General features: G+C 46.2%; 19 protein-coding genes. 7 read left to right on the top strand and 12 right to left on the bottom strand.

All coding sequences use genetic code 11. From position 1 onward, the window contains the following. The first annotated feature begins 33 nt into the window (after nucleotides 1–33). Nucleotides 34–474 carry a DUF2147 domain-containing protein gene (locus JZ784_RS02735; protein WP_005010982.1) on the top strand — a complete coding sequence of 147 codons (441 nt, stop codon included), beginning with the start codon at nucleotides 34–36 and terminating at the stop codon, nucleotides 472–474. Nucleotides 475–615: 141 nt separating this feature from the next. Here JZ784_RS02735 and JZ784_RS02730 read toward each other — a convergent pair whose 3' ends face one another. The 4 genes from JZ784_RS02730 to pheA form a co-directional block, all read right to left on the bottom strand. Next, nucleotides 616–981 carry a hypothetical protein gene (locus tag JZ784_RS02730; protein ID WP_005010983.1) on the bottom strand — a complete coding sequence of 122 codons (366 nt, stop codon included), beginning with the start codon at nucleotides 979–981 and terminating at the stop codon, nucleotides 616–618. A gap of 111 nt (nucleotides 982–1,092) precedes the next feature. Beyond that, nucleotides 1,093–3,342, bottom strand: coding sequence for a bifunctional prephenate dehydrogenase/3-phosphoshikimate 1-carboxyvinyltransferase (locus tag JZ784_RS02725; protein ID WP_346313710.1), 2,250 nt, complete (start codon nucleotides 3,340–3,342; stop codon nucleotides 1,093–1,095). 3 nt (nucleotides 3,343–3,345) lie between these two features. Further along, on the bottom strand, nucleotides 3,346–4,437 hold the full coding sequence (hisC, locus tag JZ784_RS02720) for a histidinol-phosphate transaminase (RefSeq protein ID WP_346313709.1): 1,092 nt from the start codon (nucleotides 4,435–4,437) through the stop codon (nucleotides 3,346–3,348). Nucleotides 4,438–4,505: 68 nt separating this feature from the next. Continuing rightward, nucleotides 4,506–5,615, bottom strand: a complete 1,110-nt coding sequence (pheA, locus tag JZ784_RS02715) for a prephenate dehydratase (RefSeq protein WP_005010987.1) — start codon at nucleotides 5,613–5,615, stop codon at nucleotides 4,506–4,508. A 491-nt stretch (nucleotides 5,616–6,106) separates the two neighbouring features. Here pheA and JZ784_RS02710 point away from each other — a divergent pair, with 491 nt between their 5' ends. After that, on the top strand, nucleotides 6,107–6,625 hold the full coding sequence (locus JZ784_RS02710) for a type 1 glutamine amidotransferase domain-containing protein (RefSeq protein ID WP_346313708.1): 519 nt from the start codon (nucleotides 6,107–6,109) through the stop codon (nucleotides 6,623–6,625). A gap of 54 nt (nucleotides 6,626–6,679) precedes the next feature. Here the strand turns inward: JZ784_RS02710 and JZ784_RS02705 are convergent, their stop codons facing one another. Both JZ784_RS02705 and JZ784_RS02700 read right to left on the bottom strand, forming a co-directional pair. Next, nucleotides 6,680–7,822: an acyl-CoA dehydrogenase family protein gene (locus tag JZ784_RS02705; protein ID WP_346313707.1), complete on the bottom strand. Its 1,143-nt coding sequence runs from the start codon at nucleotides 7,820–7,822 to the stop codon at nucleotides 6,680–6,682. Between the two features lie 173 nt (nucleotides 7,823–7,995). Continuing rightward, nucleotides 7,996–9,342, bottom strand: a complete 1,347-nt coding sequence (locus tag JZ784_RS02700; RefSeq protein ID WP_346313706.1) for a dicarboxylate/amino acid:cation symporter — start codon at nucleotides 9,340–9,342, stop codon at nucleotides 7,996–7,998. A 423-nt stretch (nucleotides 9,343–9,765) separates the two neighbouring features. Between JZ784_RS02700 and JZ784_RS02695 the strand changes: the two genes are divergently transcribed. Together JZ784_RS02695 and JZ784_RS02690 are read left to right on the top strand one after the other, a co-directional pair. Next, complete coding sequence (locus JZ784_RS02695) at nucleotides 9,766–10,782, top strand: glycosyl transferase family protein (RefSeq protein ID WP_346313705.1); 1,017 nt, start codon at nucleotides 9,766–9,768, stop codon at nucleotides 10,780–10,782. Nucleotides 10,783–10,894: 112 nt separating this feature from the next. Next, entirely contained in the window at nucleotides 10,895–11,263 is a 369-nt protein-coding gene (locus JZ784_RS02690) for a hypothetical protein (protein ID WP_219189694.1), read from the top strand. 45 nt (nucleotides 11,264–11,308) lie between these two features. Here JZ784_RS02690 and JZ784_RS02685 read toward each other — a convergent pair whose 3' ends face one another. Together JZ784_RS02685 and JZ784_RS02680 are read right to left on the bottom strand one after the other, a co-directional pair. Then, nucleotides 11,309–11,575 carry a DUF1315 family protein gene (locus tag JZ784_RS02685; RefSeq protein WP_005010997.1) on the bottom strand — a complete coding sequence of 89 codons (267 nt, stop codon included), beginning with the start codon at nucleotides 11,573–11,575 and terminating at the stop codon, nucleotides 11,309–11,311. 3 nt (nucleotides 11,576–11,578) lie between these two features. Next, the gene (locus JZ784_RS02680) at nucleotides 11,579–12,517 is read right to left on the bottom strand and encodes an NAD(+) kinase (protein ID WP_026253353.1); all 939 of its coding nucleotides are present in this window, start codon (nucleotides 12,515–12,517) and stop codon (nucleotides 11,579–11,581) included. A 151-nt stretch (nucleotides 12,518–12,668) separates the two neighbouring features. Between JZ784_RS02680 and mrcB the strand changes: the two genes are divergently transcribed. Further along, the gene (mrcB, locus tag JZ784_RS02675) at nucleotides 12,669–15,068 is read left to right on the top strand and encodes a penicillin-binding protein 1B (protein ID WP_346313704.1); all 2,400 of its coding nucleotides are present in this window, start codon (nucleotides 12,669–12,671) and stop codon (nucleotides 15,066–15,068) included. 9 nt (nucleotides 15,069–15,077) lie between these two features. Further along, the gene (locus JZ784_RS02670; RefSeq protein WP_346313703.1) at nucleotides 15,078–15,629 is read left to right on the top strand and encodes a tetratricopeptide repeat protein; all 552 of its coding nucleotides are present in this window, start codon (nucleotides 15,078–15,080) and stop codon (nucleotides 15,627–15,629) included. Nucleotides 15,630–15,658: 29 nt separating this feature from the next. On the opposite strand, the gene JZ784_RS02665 is transcribed toward JZ784_RS02670, so the two are convergent. Then, the gene (locus JZ784_RS02665; RefSeq protein ID WP_346313702.1) at nucleotides 15,659–16,558 is read right to left on the bottom strand and encodes a thiamine phosphate synthase; all 900 of its coding nucleotides are present in this window, start codon (nucleotides 16,556–16,558) and stop codon (nucleotides 15,659–15,661) included. Nucleotides 16,559–16,699: 141 nt separating this feature from the next. Here JZ784_RS02665 and JZ784_RS02660 point away from each other — a divergent pair, with 141 nt between their 5' ends. Beyond that, a complete protein-coding gene (locus JZ784_RS02660) occupies nucleotides 16,700–16,870 on the top strand; it encodes a hemin uptake protein HemP (RefSeq protein WP_005011010.1) in 171 nt (56 codons plus the stop codon). 105 nt (nucleotides 16,871–16,975) lie between these two features. Here the strand turns inward: JZ784_RS02660 and JZ784_RS02655 are convergent, their stop codons facing one another. The 3 genes from JZ784_RS02655 to JZ784_RS02645 all read right to left on the bottom strand — a co-directional run bounded on the left by JZ784_RS02655 (nucleotide 16,976) and on the right by JZ784_RS02645 (nucleotide 19,548). Next, nucleotides 16,976–18,328 (bottom strand): ATP-binding protein, encoded by a 1,353-nt coding sequence (locus JZ784_RS02655; RefSeq protein WP_346313701.1) that lies wholly within the window; start codon nucleotides 18,326–18,328, stop codon nucleotides 16,976–16,978. 3 nt (nucleotides 18,329–18,331) lie between these two features. Beyond that, nucleotides 18,332–18,997, bottom strand: coding sequence for a response regulator transcription factor (locus JZ784_RS02650; protein WP_346313700.1), 666 nt, complete (start codon nucleotides 18,995–18,997; stop codon nucleotides 18,332–18,334). A 155-nt stretch (nucleotides 18,998–19,152) separates the two neighbouring features. Beyond that, nucleotides 19,153–19,548, bottom strand: a complete 396-nt coding sequence (locus JZ784_RS02645) for a NirD/YgiW/YdeI family stress tolerance protein (protein WP_346313699.1) — start codon at nucleotides 19,546–19,548, stop codon at nucleotides 19,153–19,155. Between the last annotated feature and the right edge of the window lie 58 nt (nucleotides 19,549–19,606).

The raw sequence follows: 19,606 nt of genomic DNA, 5'->3' as shown, positions 1-19,606 counted from the left end.
ACATGGAACTTCTTTCATACTTACAGGGATACTATGAAAACATTCATTGGGATAATGAGTCTTGCTTTGTTATGTTCTTCTGCAATGGCGCAAAATATTACAGGAACATGGCGTTACATGGATGATAAGACAGGCGAAGCTAAAGGGCTGGTAAAAATAGAACAGCAAGCCGATGGAACTTATGCCGGCACTGCTCTAAAAGCCACTCCACGCGCGGGCTATATACCGAAAGAGTTCTGTACCAATTGCCCTGCACCCTATACCAATAAGCCGATTATCGGCATGCAAGTCATCACAGGCTTAAAAACATCAGATCAAGTGAATTATACCGATGGGCGAATCATCGACCCTGTTTCAGGAAAAATCTACCGCTTAAAAGGTAAATTGAACTCTAGCGGAAAAAAATTATTTCTGCGCGGCTATATTGGCGTTGCTGCGGTAGGGCGCAATCAAACGTGGCTGCGTGTGGAATAAAATGCAACTCAACAGCACCCATTTATGCATGGCAGCTATTGATTAACCGCTTAAAAAACAGCATGGTAGACTGCGTGTTGCCATGCTGTCTGCCATGCGGACTATACATTTATTTTTCTCTAAACATTCAGAACAGCAAAATCAGCTTTTCCACTGAAACTGACTAAATGACTCATCTTCTTTCAGTGTATTTTCAACCGCCTGCGCCAATTGATTCAATAAACTCTGCTCTGCAATGCGGTCTAACCAATCCTGATCTTCATCCGGATATGATGTAATTTCACACACCAAATGGCCATCCACATTATGTCCTTGGCAGGTCACTGACAATGGCAAAGCATGATTGTCTACACTCACCGCAATTTGATCGCCGCTTTGAGATAAGGTTTGAAAACCGTATTGACTCAGTTTAGCCGCCAATAAATCAGCCACTTGTTTTTGCACGACATTATAGTCATCTACTTTTGGCTGATGGGCACAGTTCGCCGCAAATTGTAATTTTCTCATCGTGTTATCCAAAGGCATTTTTGTTGTATGGTTTTAGAATAAGCAATAAATACAAAACAGCCAAGCGTTTGCTTGGCTGTTGTCTAACAAATATACAGTTTTTACATATTTTTATTCAGTCACCTGAATCGCCAAACCTGCTTGAGTTGCCAATGCAGTAAATGTCGGGAAACTGGTTGCCACAGTTTCTGTACCGACAATCTTGATTTCGCCAGAAGTCCGCAGTCCAGCCATAGAAAAACTCATGGCAATACGGTGATCGTGATGCGACTCAATTTCACCGCCAGTGAATATTGCGCCCCACTCGCCTGCTTTGCCTTTTCCTTCAATGATGATGCCATCATCGGTTGGCGTGCAGTCAATGCCCATAATTTTCAGGCCATCCGCCATCACTTGAATACGGTCAGATTCTTTTACGCGGAGTTCCGCAGCGCCAGTCAAAATGGTTTGACCTTCAGCACAGGCCGCAGCGATAAACAATGCAGGAAATTCATCAATGGCCAACGGCACTTGATCTTCCGGCATATGAATGCCTTTCAATGTCCGCGTTCCGCGGATACGGATGTCTGCAATCGGCTCACCGCCTGCAATGCGCTCATTTTCCACAGTCAGGTCAGCGCCCATCTGTTTTAAAATTTCAATGACACCCGTACGCGTTGGGTTAATGCCCACAGCTTCCAGTGTTACATCTGAACCTTCAGTAATGGCAGCGCCCACCATAAAGAAGGCCGCCGATGAAATGTCAGATGGCACTTGAATATCGGTAGCCATTAGCTTGCCACCGCCTTGCAGTGAAATACGGTTGCCTTCAGTTTTCACATCATAGCCAAAAGTGCGGAGCATGCGTTCTGAATGATCCCGCGTCGGTTCTGGTTCAGTAACCGCTGTTTCACCTTCAGCCCAAAGCCCTGCCAGTAAAATACCTGATTTCACTTGTGCAGACGCCATTGGCAAATCGTATTGAATCCCTTTTAAAGGCTGATTGCCGGTAATTGATACAGGCGGTGTTCCGCGCTCACCCGTAGTCTGAATATGCGCGCCCATTGCACGCAGGGGCTTGGCAATACGCTCCATTGGGCGCTTAGACAGTGATGCATCACCGGTCATGACAGAATCGAATTTCTGTGCAGACAGCATGCCTGCAAGCAAGCGCATCGATGTGCCTGAGTTGCCCATGTACAGCGCGCTGGCCGGTGCTTTTAAGCCATGCATACCCACACCGTGAATAGTGACTTCGCCATTTTTAGGGCCTTCAATGCTCACGCCCATATCCCGGAAAGCCTGAAGTGTTGCAAGCGCATCTTCGCCTTCCAAAAAGCCAGTCACGTGCGTTGTGCCTTCAGCAATGGCGCCAAACATGATGGAGCGGTGTGACACAGATTTGTCGCCTGGCACGGTAAATTTACCTTGGAAATTTTTCTGGCCCGGTAAAATAGTAAATTGCTGTGTCGTCACTTTGTTTTTCTCCATCAAAGGTTTGTTGGCAAGCATATGATTAAAATGCTGGCGGGCTGCCTGTGCATGTCCCAATACACCCATGAGTGCTTGAGAATTTTCATCTTCAATCAATTGACGCAAAGTCTTAAGCTGTTTTTCAAAGCCGTCGACTGCATTTAAAATTGCTTTTTTATTGGCAAAAAAAATGTCATGCCACATTTGCGGATCACTGGCTGCAATTCTGGAAAAATCGCGGAAGCCGCCAGCGGCATAACGGAATATATCTAGATTATCTTCACGGTTGGCCAATTGCTCAACCAAATTAAAGGCCATTAAGTGCGGAAGATGGCTGGTATGCGCAAGCACTTCATCATGCTTTTCCACATCCATGCAAATCACTTCCGCCTTGGCGGCTTGCCACAGTTGAATCAGTTTTTCGACCGCCCAGTCTGCACTGCTTGGCAGCGGCGTTAAAATCACTTTATGGTTGGCAAATAAATCGACCTTGCCTGCATGCACCCCTGTGTGTTCTGCACCTGCAATCGGATGGCCCGGTACAAACCCAGCCGGCAAATATTCACCATATACCGCTTTAGCAGCATCAACCACATTGCCTTTGGTGCTGCCGACATCGGTCAAAATTACATTTTCTGACAAATATGGCTGAATGGCTTCCAGCACCTTTTGCGTCGCACGGACTGGCAATGCCAAAACCACCAAATCCGCACCTTTGACGGCTTCAATCGGGTCACTGTACCCTTCCTGAATTAAGCCTAAGGCTTTTGCATCTTCCAGTGTCTGTTTAGAGCGGGTCGATGCGACGATTTGTGTTGCCAAATTTTCAGCAATCATCACGCGGGCAAGGCTTGAGCCAATCAGCCCAAGCCCGATAAAAGCAACTTTTTCAAACAGTGGCGCAGACATAACTTATGCAACAGCCTCTAATTCCAGCACTTTTGCCAAAGCTGCTAAGAACTTCGCATTTTCTGCTTCGGTGCCAATAGATACACGCAAGTGATTTGCAATGCCCACCGGACGCACAATGACGCCTTCTTTCAGCAGGCCATTGAATGTTTGCGCAGGATCTGCCTGTACATCCACCAAAATAAAGTTGGCGCGTGAAGGCACATAGCTCAAGCCCAGCTTTTCAAAACCCGCCTGCAGCTGCGCCATGCCTGTTTTGTTCACTTCACGAGATTTTGCAATAAAGTCTTCATCTTTCAGGGCAGCAACCGCAGCCACCATCGCCAAATGATTCACATTGAATGGCTGGCGGATACGGTTTAAATAATCAGTCACTTCTGCAGATGCCAAAGCAAAGCCGACACGAAGCGCAGCCAAGCCATAGCATTTAGATAATGTGCGGCTGACAATCAGGTTTGGATACTGTTCCAAGAATTTCAGGCTGTTGAAGTTTTCCGGGAAATATTCCACATAGGCTTCATCCAGCACCACAATCACATCAGCGGGCACTTTTTGCATGAAAGCGTCAAATTCAGCTTCTTCAAACCAAGTTCCCGTCGGATTGTTCGGGTTGGCAATAAAAATCAGCTTGGTATTTTCTTTTACCGCCGCAGCCATTGCGTCTAAGTCATGCGCAAAGCCTTTGGCTGGCACTTCGATTGCTTCAGCATTAATCGCTTGCGTGACTAAGCTGTACACAGCAAAAGCATGCTGGCTGTACACCACAGAATCGCTTGAAGACACAAATGCGCGGGCAAACATTTCAAGAAGATCGTTTGAACCGTTGCCCAGTGTAATACGGTCATGCGCAACACCAAACTGCGCTTGCACTTGGTCTTTTAAAATAAAACCGCCGCCGTCTGGATATCGCCCAATTTCAGCCAACTCTGCTGCAACCGCTTCTTTCACCTTATCTGAACAGCCCAATGGATTTTCATTTGAGGCTAATTTGACAATATCAGTAATCCCCAACTCGCGTTCAAGTTCACTGATCGGCTTACCCGGTTGATACGGCTTAAGTTTTGCGATGCCTTCATTGGCTGGGACAAACGTCATTTTACACTTCCGATGATTTCAAGTGATACATGCACTGAACCTTGATGAAGATTCAGTGCGGCTGTGATTTATAAAACGGCAATAGGATATGAACCCAATACGCGAAGCTCTTTCACCAATGGGCGGATTTCTTCCAGCGCAGCTTTGACATTGTCCTGCTCGACATGACCTTCCAAATCAATGAAGAACACATAGGCCCATTTTTCAGGCAGCGCTGGACGGGTTTCAATACTGGTCAAACTGATTTTATGCTTAGCGAACGGCGCCAAGATTTCCAGCAATGCGCCAGCGCGGTCATGTGCTGAAATTAACAAAGAGGTTTTATCATTGCCGCTTTGCGGAATTTTTTCACGGCCAATCACCAAGAAACGTGTGGTGTTTTCTGGGTTGTCTTCAATGTTGCTGTGCAGAATTTCCAGGTTGTAGATATTGGCAGCCACTTCTGACGCAATCGCGGCAGAATGCCATTCATTGCGGATACGGCGCGCGGCTTCTGCATTTGAACTGAGCGCTACGCGTTCCACACCCGGATAATGCGCATCCAGCCAGCTGCGGCACTGCGCCAACGTTTGCTGATGCGCATAAATCTGCTTAATGCTGTCTTTGCGGGTATTTTCAGAAATTAAAAATTGATGATGAATGGGCAATTCAACTTCGCCAATCACATTTAAATGCGAAGTTTTGAAGCAGTCTAATGTATGGTTGACCACGCCTTCAGACGAGTTTTCCACCGGCACCAGACCATAATGCGCACTGCCCGCTTCAACTTCACGGAAAACTTCATCAATCGTCGGCAATGGGCGGATCACTGCATCCTGACCAAAATGCTTTAATACGGCTGAATGCGTATACGTGCCGACTGGGCCTAAAAATGCAATGCTTTGCGGGGCTTCCAGCGCCAGGCAAGCTGACATAATTTCACGGAATAAGCGCGCCATTGTAGCATCTGACAGCGGACCTTCATTGCGCTCCATAACTTTGCGTAAAACTTGCGCTTCACGTTCAGGACGGTAAAACAGCGGGTTCTCTTCAGCAGCAAATTTCGCTTTAGCAACGGCTTCTGCCAATTTTGCGCGGCGGTTGATCAGCTGTTGAATCTGCATATCAACCGAATCAATGTCCTCGCGGATTTGAACTAGGTCAAGAGAAGCCGTGGTGTTCTGATCGTCATTGATCATTGTTATGTCGCCCTTCAAAATCATGGTTGCAAACAGTATAACAATAGTTAGGTTTCAAATGTTGCGCAATACAACATTGATTGATTCAGCCTTAAAAACAGACAGTTGTTTAAACCATCAGCAGTGCTGAAAAACCTCATCAACAAAATAAATATAAAGACTGGAATAAACAAAGCGGTTTAGCAATTCTGTTACCGCCATTGTATGCGAAGCGCCAAGCCGCTGATGCATCATTTCCCGATGAGCACAGATGTTTTATCTATAAAGAAAACCATGAAAAGTGATAGTTTTTTAAGCAAAAGTCCTTTAGATTTGAAGATCAAGGCTTGGCCGCCGCAATCAATATCCATCTATTTAAAACTGAATACATTTTACTTTTAGCAAATGTTTTCAATAACATTATTAGACCAATATGCTGCAAACCAATCACAGATTTTTAATATTTTTCCTATAGTCTTTTAGAATGCAATACTGGAACAGGAATTTCGCTCATGCGCAAAAGAATCGCGGTACTGGTCACTCATGATTTTGAAGATTCAGAATATACCGAACCGGTTGAAGCATTCCGCGCTGCCCGGCATTGCATTTCCAATATCGAACATCGCGCCGGCAATATTGTCTATGGGAAAAACAGGACCTACGCCGTCACTATCGACCAAAGTATAGACCACGTTTCAATTCATGATTTTGATGCGCTGCTGATCCCTGGAGGGCACTCACCCAGCTTGCTGCGCAGTGATGAGCGCTATGTGGAGTTTGTCCGTGATTTTGCCGGCGCCTACAAGCCGATTATGTGCATTTGCCACGGACCGCAGCTGCTGATTAATGCGCAAGTGGTGAAAGGCCGCAGAATGACCTCGATTAAACCCATTATGATTGAACTGCAGAATGCCGGCGCCGTCTATTTTGACAAACCGGTCGTGAATGACAATAATTTATATATTACCTCCCGCGCGCCGGCAGACCTGCCTGAATTTATCCGTGAAACACTGCATGTTCTCAGCCAGTAAGCCGCAATAAAAAAAGAGCGTGAAAGCTCTTTTTTTATTGCCTGCCTGCAGCCATTAGCGGCCTAACATGCCGCGCGCGACAATTTCTTTCATAATTTCATTGGTGCCGCCATAAATGCGCTGAATCCGTGCATCAACAAAGAAGCGTGAAATCGGATATTCAGTCATATAGCCGTAGCCGCCAAACAGCTGCAGTAAATTGTCTGCAATTTTCATCTGCATATCTGTTGAGAAACTCTTTAAGGCTGCCGCTGTTTCTACATCTAATTTGCCTTGCATGTACAGTTCAACATTGCGCTCATAAAATGCTGCCGTAGCCAGTTCATCTATTTTAGCCTGCGCCAAGACAAAGCGGGTATTTTGGAACTGGCCTACCGCTTGGCCAAAAGCCTGACGCTCTTTGACATATTGAACAGCCAAATCAATAGAGCCGCGGATTGCGCCTATTGCCGTTGATGCAATGGCAGTGCGTTCACGCGGCAATTCCTGCATTAAATAAGCAAAACCTTGGCCAGCCTGCCCCAAAAGCTGTTCTTTGGGAACTTTAACATTGTCATAGAACAGCTCCGAAGTATCCTGTGAATGCAGGCCAATCTTGTCGAGGTTTGTCCCCTTCTTAAAGCCGTCTAAATGCGTATCCACCAGCAGTAAAGAAACGCCTTTCGCGCGCGCTTGCGGATCTGTTTTCGCCGCCAGCACCACTAAATCTGCATGCTGTCCATTGGAAATAAAGGTTTTAGAGCCATTCAGCAGATAATGATCGCCTTGCAAAATTGCGCTGCTGCGCATGGATTGCAAATCTGAACCTGCCCCCGGCTCAGTCATGCCAATTGCGCCCACGACTTCACCGCTGACCATTTTCGGCAGCCAATATTGCTTTTGCTCTTCTGAGCCAATGTGCAGAATATACGGCGCAGCAATTTCTGAATGGCATGAAATTCCTGTCGACAGCGCGCTGAATCCCGCACGGGCTGACTCTTCCACCAGCATCAGAGAATAGTGAGTCGGCACCCCATATCCGCCATATTCTTCTGGCACATCTACGCACAGGAAGCCATTTTCACCTAAAGCAGTCCATACAGAACGCGGCATAATCCCTTCACGCTCCCATTGCTCATAATGCGGCGCAATCTGTTCCTGCATAAAGCGGCGGAAATTATCTCTAAATAATTCTAAATCTGCATCATAAGCCAGCATGGCGCATTTCCTTGTTCACATTGTTGTTTTGATTCACACCATCCTATTCGAGTTTTTTGCATGCGTCATGAAAGAAAACCTCAGCGTTCAAATTTCGCGGCCGCTGAATCATGCAGCCGACAGCGGACACAAAAAAAGGAAGCCGAAGCTTCCTTTTTTAACAGCAAAACAAATTAAGCATGCGCCTGATTGTTTTCCTCAAGCATTTTGCGGTCAACTTCTGCAGGATTATTCAATGCATTATTCAGCTTATCAGTATCTAACTGGCCAACCCATTTTGCTACCACAATAGTTGCCAAAGAGTTACCAACCAAGTTGGTTAATGCGCGGGCTTCTGACATGAAACGGTCAATACCTAAAATCAATGCCAAGCCTGCAACAGGAATATGGCCGACAGCAGACAATGTCGCCGCCATGACAATAAAGCCTGAACCTGTTACGCCAGCTGCGCCTTTAGATGAAATCAGCAGCACCGCTAAAAGCGTAATTTCATGCGCTAAATCCAACTGCGTATTAGTCGCTTGCGCAATAAAGATCGCGGCCATTGTTAAATAGATGGATGTACCGTCTAAGTTAAATGAATAGCCAGTCGGAATCACCAGCCCCACAACCGATTTTTCACAGCCGGCAATTTCCAGCTTTTTCAGCATGCGCGGCAATACAGATTCAGAAGATGATGTGCCCAGTACAATCAGCAATTCTTCACGGATCATGCGGATCATTTTTAAAATACTGAAGCCGCTGAAACGCGCGATAGAACCCAATACAATAAAAATAAACAACAAGCACGTGATATAGAAGCAGATGATCAATTGCGCCAATTGAGCCAAAGAACCAATGCCGTATTTACCAATCGTAAATGCCATTGCGCCAAATGCGCCAATCGGAGCAAGCTTCATGATCATGTTCACAATGTTAAAGAAAACATGTGAAATTTGATCAATAAATTTCAATACCGGCTTGCCCGCATCGCCTAATTTATGCAGCGCAAAACCAAACAGCAGCGCAAACAGCAGGACTTGCAGAATTTCGCCTTCTGCAAATGCGCCAACGACCGTATTTGGAATAATATGCAGCAAGAAATCAACTGTTGATTGCGAGGCGCCAGATTCTACGTATTTAGAAATGCCCGATACATCTAAAGTCGCAGGGTCGATGTTCATGCCCACACCCGGCTTGGCGATATTAATCACCACCAGGCCAATAACCAATGCCAGTGTCGACACGACTTCAAAGTAAAGCAGCGCGATACCGCCGGTTTTACCGACAGATTTCATGCTTTCCATGCCGGCAATACCACTGACAACCGTACAGAAAATCACTGGCGCAATAATCATTTTGATGAGCTTAATAAAAGCATCACCCAATGGTTTCAGCTGCTCACCTAATCCAGGTACGCTTTGTTTTACGCCGTTTACAATTTCAGTGGAACTTGGTGAGAAATGCCCCACCAGAACACCCAAAATAATAGCAACAATCACCTGAAAATACAGCGACTTATAAATTGGTTTTTTCGTCATGAGAATACTTCACGATCAGCTTCCGTTTCCAGAAAATTTCCATTTTTATGTTTATTTCCTGAGAAATAAACAGCCCGAACTCATTTGCCGCTGACAAAAGAGCACTATCGTATTGAGTATCATCCAATACTTTAAAAATCTTAAAAAAGTGTGAGTGTGATTTTTAAGGGGAAAAAACCACGTCAAGCCAACATTGCATGCAGCAAATGCTCAGGAGATAAAGAACACACAAGAATACGGTTAAATTTTACCAATTTCTTAAGCCGATTTTTTGCCTTAAATGTTAAATATGATCAATAAATGCTCATTTTTTATTAGACTATAGTCTAGTGTCTACTAAAGGGTCATAAAAAATTGGCTGAAAAATACCAAATGAAAAAGTAAACTGAAATGTTTGCCTATACTTTTAAAAAATCCCGTCCCATGAATACCAAACGAAATATTTATAAAGATGCTGAACATCCATTTGCCCAATTTATCCGCATTATTGGCAAAGGGAAAAATGGCGCCCGCTCATTAAGCTATGACGAAGCCTATCAAGCCTTCAGCATGATTTTGAAAGATGAAGTCCTGGACGTGCAATTAGGCGCATTTCTGATGCTGCTGCGGGTAAAAGAAGAATCGGTAGATGAACTGGCTGGTTTTGTACAGGCGACCCGTGACCAATTGAATTTTAAATCTTTGCAGGTCGATTTAGACTGGTCTTCATATGCAGGAAAACGTAAGCACTACCCGTGGTTTTTACTTGCGGCGCTGACTTTGGCAAAGCACGGCTATAAAGTGGTGATGCATGGCGCATCAGGACACACAATTAACCGCCTGTATACCGAGCAGGTTTTAGAATACCTCGGTTACCCAATCTGCAGCAGCAATACTGAAGTGGAAGCACAGCTGGCTGAACGGAATTTTGCTTATCTGCCTTTGCATGCCATTTCTCCAATCCTCAGCGATTTGATTGCCCTGCGCAATGTGATGGGGCTGCGTTCCCCTATTCATACTTTGGCGCGATTGATTAATCCATTTAATGCCAAAGCCACAATGCAGGCCATTTTCCACCCGGCATACCGCAGTTCGCATCAGCAGGCCGCTTTTAAACTGGGTTATCAGAACAGTGCTGTCATTAAAGGCGAAGGCGGCGAGTTTGAACGCAATCCAGATGCAAAAACCTTAATTTGCGGCATTCAGGATGGCGAGATGTATGAACATGAATTGCCAAAACTGACGGTCAACCGCAGCCCAGTCGAAGAAGAATTGGATTTAGCGGTCTTTAAGGCGGTTTGGGAAGGCAAACAAAGTCATGAATATGGCGAACTTGCAACTGTACAGACCATGGGCATCGCGCTGTATGCCATGGGCGCCGTCCGCAGTTTTGAAGAAGCAATGCCGCTGGCTCAAAACCTATGGCTGAAACGCGGCGCTGCATCTGAAATTGCGGAATAAATTGCTGCAAGATTAATACAGAGCAAAATGAGATCCGCTAGGCATAGCGGATCAACCATGCTAATTTATTTATGTGCATCCGTTATCATAAATAAAATAAAGAGGGACCCACATGGCAATATCAATGCATACCCGCGCTGCAGAAAAAGAATCGCAGGCCCGCAACGCCTTATTTGACGCCATCAGTTTTAGAAACTCATTTACCCAAGTGGTCATGCAGTTTATCCAGCATCATTTGGATACCATCCCTGCCGCATATTGGACAGCGCATTTTGGCAGCCCTAAACCAAGCACAGAACAAATTATTGATAAATTGGAGCTGGATGACCATTACGCGCTAAATGCCGATGATTTGACCGATGATGAAATCCTGTTTCATGAAAATCATTTAGATTTTGTACTGCCTGCAGATGTCAGCATCTACGCGCTGTGTGTCAGCTTTGAAAATGGCCAAATGTACAGCATCAGCATTGCCAATTAAAAAGCCAGCATTATGCTGGCTTTTTAGAAGCTGTGCCGAAATCAATCACACAAAACGAATTGGCTTGAACTCTGGCTCTTCAACATGAGAATCACAATGTTCATCTTCTTCTTTGGTTCCGCGGTCGATATAGCCGCTACGCTCAGTTTCCGGTAAATTCTTAATTTCCCATGCATAGACCGCTTGCATGCAGGTTTTACGCTGTTCTGGCGTAAGCGCCACGCCATTGGGCCATTTTCCAATTTCAATTGCCGTCTTTAAGCGTGCAACAATTTCAGGATCAAGTACGGCAAGCATTTGTTCAATATTCATGGGCTAATCCTGTTTAAATGAGTCAAAGTCTTGATTCCAGCCAAGCTTGGTACGGCAAGCCATATAGAAGTCATAACCTGGCGGGTGAAGCAAATTTAGTTTAAATGGGTGCTTACGGATGTGTAAGCTGTCGCCGACACCCAGCGTTACACTGTTTTGGCCGTCCGCGCTGACCATGGGCAGCACGCGGTTTTCACGGATGAAAATCTTAATTTCACTTTGGCCGCCCACCACAATCGGGCGGGATGACAGCGTATGCGGATGCATCGGCACTAAAGCTATCGCATCCATGCTGGGATGCACAATTGGCCCGCCGCCAGACAGCGCATAGGCTGTAGAACCGGTCGGTGTAGAGACAATTAAGCCATCGCTATGCTGGCGGTAAACATACTGACCGTCAATATTCAATTCAAAGTCAATCATGTGCACCGATTTGCCTGAATGCAGCACCACATCATTTAAGGCAATCGCGTCATAAATAGTTTCGCCTTTTGAGCGGATTTCAATTTCCAGCAAAAAGCGACGATCTTGCTGAAACTCACCTTTCAATACTTGATCCAGCTTAAAAATCACTTCTGTTGGCTTGATGTCAGTTAGAAAGCCTAAACGTCCGCGGTTGACCCCGATGACTGGGGTATTGAACTTGACCAATGACCGCGCGGCATGCAGCAAAGAACCATCACCGCCGACAACGATGACCAAATCCACAACTTCACCCAGCAATGCCTTGCTGACCGTTTGGGTATTGCTGTAAGGAACCAGCTGTGCTGTTTCCGTATCAAAAACCGGATGCAGCCCTAAACTCAATAAATGATCATGTATCAGGCATAAGGTTTCAACCACTGACGATTTGTCAGGACGTCCAATTAATCCGATATTACGAAAAGCCTTATGTGAAATATGCACCTGCGCCATTGCTCCGCTACGCCTCATGCTTATCATAGCATTAACGCTTTTGATTTAAAAAAACTTTGAATTGCAAATTAATCAGACCTCAAACTTCTTATTTTGCATAGTTATACAGTTTAAATATTGCAAATTACGCAAAAGCTTCGCATGATTAGCAAAATTTCTCAGGATCTTATAATAATTTATGAAGTCTGAACGCGGCATAGGCGCTATCGCATTTATTTTCTGTATTTTGGTCATTGGCGCATTCGTCGCTTTCAGTGTGTATCTGATCAAAATTGATAATGTGGTAAGGGCCAAATTTGAAGGACAGCGCTGGGACATTCCTGCGAAAGTATTCGCACGCCCAATGGAAATCTTTACCAATGCGCCTGTCAGTCAGGATGATATGCAGGAAGAGCTGAAAATGCTCGGCTACAAAAATGCTGAAAGCTATGCAAAGACTGGCAGCTATGTTACTTCCGGCAACGAAATGTATGTGCATACCCGCGGTTTTGACTTCGGCGACAGCCTTGAGCCTGAGCAAGTCTTAAAAATTTCATTTGGCAAAGACACGGTTACCGATGTCAGCGCAACCAAGCCGTCATCAAATGGCATTGCCCGTTTAGAACCTTTATTGATCGGCGGCATTTATCCGCAGCACAATGAAGACCGCGTGCTGATCAAGCTGAAAAATGTGCCTAAGCCGCTGATAGAAGCCTTAATTGCCACCGAAGACCGCAATTTTTATCACCATCATGGCGTATCTGTGCGCGGCACTGCCCGCGCGATTGTCAGCAACGTGACAGGCGGCAAGCGTCAGGGCGGTTCAACGCTAACTCAGCAGCTGGTCAAAAACTTTTACTTGAGTCCTGAGAAAACACTTAAGCGTAAGGTCAATGAAGCGCTGATGGCGCTGCTGATTGAGCTGCATTACGATAAAGATGAAATTCTTGAAGCGTATTTGAATGAAGTAAATTTAGGCCAAAACGGCAACTATTCGATTAATGGCTATGGCTTGGCATCGCAGTTTTACTTTGGCCTGCCTTTGCGTGAGCTGAATATTGCCCAGCAGGCTTATCTGGTCGGGTTGGTGCAAGGGCCAACACTGTATAATCCTTGGCGCAACCCGGAAGCGGCTATAAAGCGCCGCAATATTGTGCTGAACAATATGCTGGTGATGGGCTACTTAACGCAGCAGCAATATGAAATAGAATCTGCGCGTCCGCTCAATGTCATTGCAAAACCGACCCTTGGCCCTGCCCGCTTCCCGGATTTCTTAGATATTGTCCGCCGCCAGCTGCGTACAGAATATCAAGAAAGCGACTTGACCAACCAAGGCCTGAAGATTTTCACCACTTTAGACCCCTTGGCGCAAACCCGTATTCAAAAAAGCTTTAAAGAAACTGTAACGCGTTTAAGCAATGCCAACCCAAACCGTTTGAAGGAACTGCAAGGCGCAGTGCTGATTACTCATCCTGAAAATGGCGAATTAGTCGCGGCTGTCGGCTCTACGCAAGATTTTACTGGCTTTAACCGCGCTGTAGATGCCAAACGCCAAGTTGGATCTTTGCTGAAACCAGTAATTTACCTGAGCGCAATTGAATCTGGACGCTATAACTGGGCCAGCCCAATCGAAGACAGCGCCATCAGCATTCAAAGCGAAGGAAAAGCCTGGACGCCGAAAAACTACAGCGGCGGCGAACACGGCGTTGTTCCAATGGTGCAGGCGCTGTCACAATCCTATAACCTGGCTGCAGTGCGCTTAGGTCAGGAATTTGGCATTTCAACCTTCATTAACCATCTGAAAAAATTTGGCGTCACCTCAAATATTCCCAGCTACCCATCCATTTATTTGGGGGCGGTAGATATGTCGCCTATGGATGTCATGAGCATCTATGGCAACTTTGCAACAGGCGGCTTTAAATATCCTGTGAAGTCGATCCGTTCAGTTGTAGATAACAATGGACATACGCTGGAGCGCTACAGTTTATCCGTGCAGCCGACCATTGACCCTGCTGCGGCCTATGTCTTGAACTATGGCTTGCAGCAAGTGATGAATTCAGGCACCGGCCGCTCAGCCTACAGCACTCTTCCGACTTCACTGGAACTGGCTGGAAAATCAGGCACCACCAATGATACCCGCGACTCATGGTTTGCCGGTTATGCTGGCAACTATGCTGCCGTAGTTTGGCTGGGTCTGGATGACAACAAAATTACCGGATTAACTGGCTCTTCAGGCGCATTGCCGGTTTGGATCAATGTGATGAAACAGCTGCGCCTGAAGCCGGTTAATTTACGCCAGCCTGCCGATGTGCAGTGGCATTGGCTGGACAGCGCTACCGGTGAACTGTCTGCATCCGGCTGCGCAGGCGCTATTCATATTCCGCTGCTGCGCAGCTCTATGCCTAACCGCGCAACGGCATGCGGCCAGTCACAATATGAAGTGCAGCCGCAGCCTTACACAAGCGATACTGAAACCCCTCAAGAAACTGCCCCGCAAAATGATAGTTTAGACAACTACATCCGCGAGAGTGACTCGGGCACAGAGCAAGACTCTTCTGATAATCCGCGTGTCATTTCCAGCGGCAGTTTTAACAACTGAGGTTAACCATTGATTTTAAGAAAGACGCTGATCGGCGCAATTGTATTGGGTCTTGCAGGCTGCCAAAGCCTGCCGGCTCCTGAGCAGAATGCGCCAGAGAAAAAAGTACAGAAAGAACCGCCCAAAGAAATCCGCGATCCTTCCGGCGTTATGATTCATCCTTATGACCGCCCTGACATTGAGCGCAAGCGCCTTGTGATTCCGGAACAGCAGGAACGCGTTCAAAGATTTGAGGATGGCCGCAACCTGCCAGCCTTTAAAAAGCTCATGCAGCAGACACAAGCGTTTTATGCCAAAGGTGAACTGAATAAGGCTGAAGATAGCGCAATGCAGGCACAGCGCCTGGCACCGCAATCAGCTGAAACCTTTATGTATCTGGCAATGATTGCCAGCCGCAAAAATCAGCCAGCCAATGCCGAAGCCTTGGCGCAGCGCGGTCTAAGCTATGCGCAAAGCGGCCCGATGAAAAAGCAGCTGTGGAAAATTATTCTGCAGGCTGGACAAAAGCAAAAGAAAACCCAAACCATTCAAAAAGCGCAGCAAGCATTAAAAGCCCTTTAAAGGGCTTTTAATGCTGATGGCTGGAATTTTTATAGAAAGCGCGCACCTGCAATGCCATAGCCATGATGTTGCTGTACATCCGTTAAGCGCTCTGGCGTCATCCCGCCCAATGCAAATACGGGAATATCCAATTGCTTTGCGATCTGTGCAAACTGTTCCCAGCCTAAAGGCCGCGCATCCGGATGTGTTGCTGTCGGCAAAACAGGGCTGAGCAGAATGGCATCACAGCCTATGGCCTGCGCATGCAAAGCAGAGATTAAATCATGACAGGCTGCAATATGGCGGCAGCCAATTTTTAAATCACCTGGCTTCAAGTGCATCAATTGCGCCTGCTTAAGGTGAATTGCGCCTATATTCTGCTGCTGAATGCTGTTCAGCTGCTTCCAGAGTTCTATATTGATGATCAGTTTATCCAGCAGATTAATATTGCATGCCGCCAGCGCGATCAAATTTTCCTGATCCGCCTCGACCCGCCAATACATCAACTGTTGCGCATTCAATTGCACCACTGCAGACAGATCACTAGAAATCTTGATTTGATGCTGCCAATGCAGGCGCTTCAGCATCGCTTTATTGGCTTTCGGAAAATTTAAACCCAGCAATTGGTCTCGGCTGTACCATGTCCACGGCTGCTGAATTTCATTCAGCAGCTCATCAGGCACGGCGGCTTGAAACACATGCAGATTCACCATGACATCATCATATTCATGGCGGATAAAATCGAACGCCTGCCAATTGTTCAGCCCTACACCGACCTCTTCATATATTTCACGGCGGCAGGCTTCAGCAGGTGTTTCGCCATCTTCGACTTTTCCGCCTGGAAATTCATGCTTATTGCCCTGATGCTGCGATGCTTCACGCCAGCCCACCAAAACTTTCCCCTGATGCAGCAAAATGCCGATCGCTATATGCAGATTTGGCTTTGACATAAAACCGGTTCCATTTTGTTAAAATTTTACTGAGTGTAAGCAAATTTGAGTTTTTTATAAAATATTATCATTTACCGTTGACAGGTCTATTCGATAATGATTATCATTTAAATCACTCAAACACACCACGGAGTCAACGGAATGAACGCACCATTTAGCTTATTTACACGCCACACAGAATCTCATCATGCATTGCCAATGTTGCACTCGAATAACTTATTTGCATTAGGCCGTGAAATCCGAATCATGCACGCGGGTGAAGAATACCGCTTACGTTTAACGCGCAACAACCGGCTGATTCTCACAAAATAATTAAAATAGCGAAAGAATAATAAACGTGGGAATAAGCAGTATGCGCTACTTCATACTGCTTTTTTTAATGCCGCTGATTATATTAAAAAATGAAAGCGCAAAAAATCAGCTGATCCGCTCTGCCTGAGGCAGCAGAATTTGCACTTGCAGACCGCCCATGGCCGACTTTGAAAAGACCACTTCGCCTTGATGCAATTCGATAATTTTTTTACAAATGGATAAGCCGAGCCCCGACCCTTGAGTTTGCGTACCCAAAGCGCGGTAGAAACGCTCACCCAAGCGCGCTAAAACCTCCTCAGTGACCTCTGTGCCATTATCCTCAATCTTCCACTCCACCTGCTGATTCACTTCTGCCATCTGAATCTGCAGCTGCCCATTACGGCTGGCGTAGCGCACGGCGTTGTCCACTACATTGCGCAGGCAGGTAAATAGAAGCTCAGTATTGCCGAAGACCTGCAACGGACTCGCGTGCACCGCTACATGGATTTCTTTTTGCTGTATAAATGGCGCGAGCGCCTGCAGCACCTCATGTGTGACGTCGGCCAAATCAATGCGTGTTTTGATTAAATCATTTGGCTTGGATGGATCCAGCCTTGCCAGCAGCAGCAAGTTTTCCAGCACTTGCGTGCCACGGCTGACGTCCTGCTGAATTTGCAGCAATTCTGCCGGCAATTGCGGATGATCCTGATATTTACGCTTTAAAACCTGCACCCGCATTTGAATGGCCGACAGCGGAGAACGTAACTCATGTGAAGCATCTGCGGTAAAACGCTGCTCTGCAAGCAAAGCCTGCTTGACCCGTTCCAGCATATGATTGAGCTGCTGCACCATCGGCTGCAGCTCAGCCAATTCAGGCTCAGGTGAATTAATCGGTTCTAGATCATCGGCGCTTTTTTCTGAAATTTGCTGTGATAGAGCATGAATATTTTTAAATTGCCGCTTCACTGACAGATGCACAATCAGCCATTGCAAACACCACAGCACCGCTAAAATCGCCGCATAACCCGCCGCCGTAGAAATGATCTCTGCAAAACGCACGTCTAATGGCTGCACGGCATACAGCGTCATCCCTGATTCATTTTGAACATAAGTCCGCCACAGTTCTCCTCTATGCCACATGATGGAGTAGCCATGTTCGGAATGATGCTGCGCCAAATACTGAAAAACTTCATTTTGCGCATCTTCAGACTGGGTCAGGGTTTGCCCCTCATAAATCAGGCGGTAATGAATATCAAACTGGTCACTCAGCTCATCAATTTGATGTCCTGAACTATGCGCAATATCAGTCAGCAGCAGCATGTCTGAGATTTCATCCATAATCTCATCCTGCAAATGCATGGTCTGATACACTGAAATGCCCAGCAGCAGCAGCAGGGAAATTAAACCCGCAGCAATCGAACTGAAAACCGAGGTTTTGACCAGCCGATGCTGTAGCGAAACTGCCTGTTTTTTCTGCATGCCTTATTCCTGCGGCTGATTCATGCGGTAACCCAGGCCGCGTATCGTTTTAATGTACTGACTGCCGATTTTTTTACGCAGCTGGTAAATAAAAACTTCAATGGCGTTGCTCTCAATTTCATCGCCCCATGCATACAGTGACTCTTCTAGCTGTTCCCGGGTAATGACATGTTCTGGCTTTTGCATGAGTTTATAGAGGATTTGAAATTCTTTGGCCGTCAGTGTCAGCGTTTCATCATTTTGAATGACAATTTTTGCCTGCGTATCCAAAATCAAATCTGCGAAATGGATTTGCTGGCTATTCACACAGTGCTTCTGGCGCATTTGCGAACGCACACGGGCCGACAGCTCTTCCAGGCTGAACGGCTTAACCAAGTAATCATTGGCGCCTAAGTCCAGACCTTCTACACGGTCTTGCACACTGTCCCTTGCCGTTAAGAAGATTACTGGCGTATTCAGCTGCTTCTTCCGCAGGGCTTGAAGAATTTCATCGCCTGTTGCCTTCGGCAAGCCGCGGTCCAGCAGTACGCAATCATATTGATGCTGCTCAATCGCAGAAATGGCAAAATCGCCACGCTCCACCCAGTCAATGCTGTAGCCATCCATTTCCAGCCAAGTTTTTATACTTTGCGCCTGAGAGGCATCATCTTCTGCAAGTAAAATTCTCATAAAGCCTCTGCCTATTGCTTGCTGATCTTTGATTCATGATACTGCTTAAATTTCTTTACAGCATTGTTATTGCACAAATAAAAACAGCATGCCTATAGCGCTAGCGGCATGCTGTCATTTGACTCAAAGCGGCTGTTCATTGCCCTATGCGCGGATTAGAACTTGACTGAATCCACATCAATGCTGACACGTTTTGCCGGCTTATAATCAATATCAATTTCGCCAGTGATGGTTACTGGTGTTTTGGCCAAGACTTTTTGGCCATGCCAAAGCTTGTCGTCAATTTCTACTGTAATGGTGCCAGTGCTGTCGCGGAACTGATATTTTTCATCGCCCAGCGACTTGACCACATGGCCTTTTAATTCAACTTTGGCATCATCTTTCATGGCCAGCGCCTGCTTCACTGTAACGGCCTTGGCAAAAGAAGCATGATTGACCGCTTCATGCCCTGCATGCTCCGGCATTGCAGGCGCCTTTGCCGTATTCGCCATAGACACCGCTGATACAGCAGTAAAACCAGCAGCCAAAATGACTTTAGTGAACTTATTCATGTTCTAGCCTCATAGTTGTGTTGTATTGCGTTAAAATCATTTAAACAATTGCAAATGA

This window comes from Acinetobacter sp. CWB-B33, assembly GCF_039655955.1.
Taxonomy (GTDB): Bacteria; Pseudomonadota; Gammaproteobacteria; order Pseudomonadales; family Moraxellaceae; genus Acinetobacter; species Acinetobacter bouvetii.
This window is presented reverse-complemented; position numbering and strand designations above follow the sequence as displayed.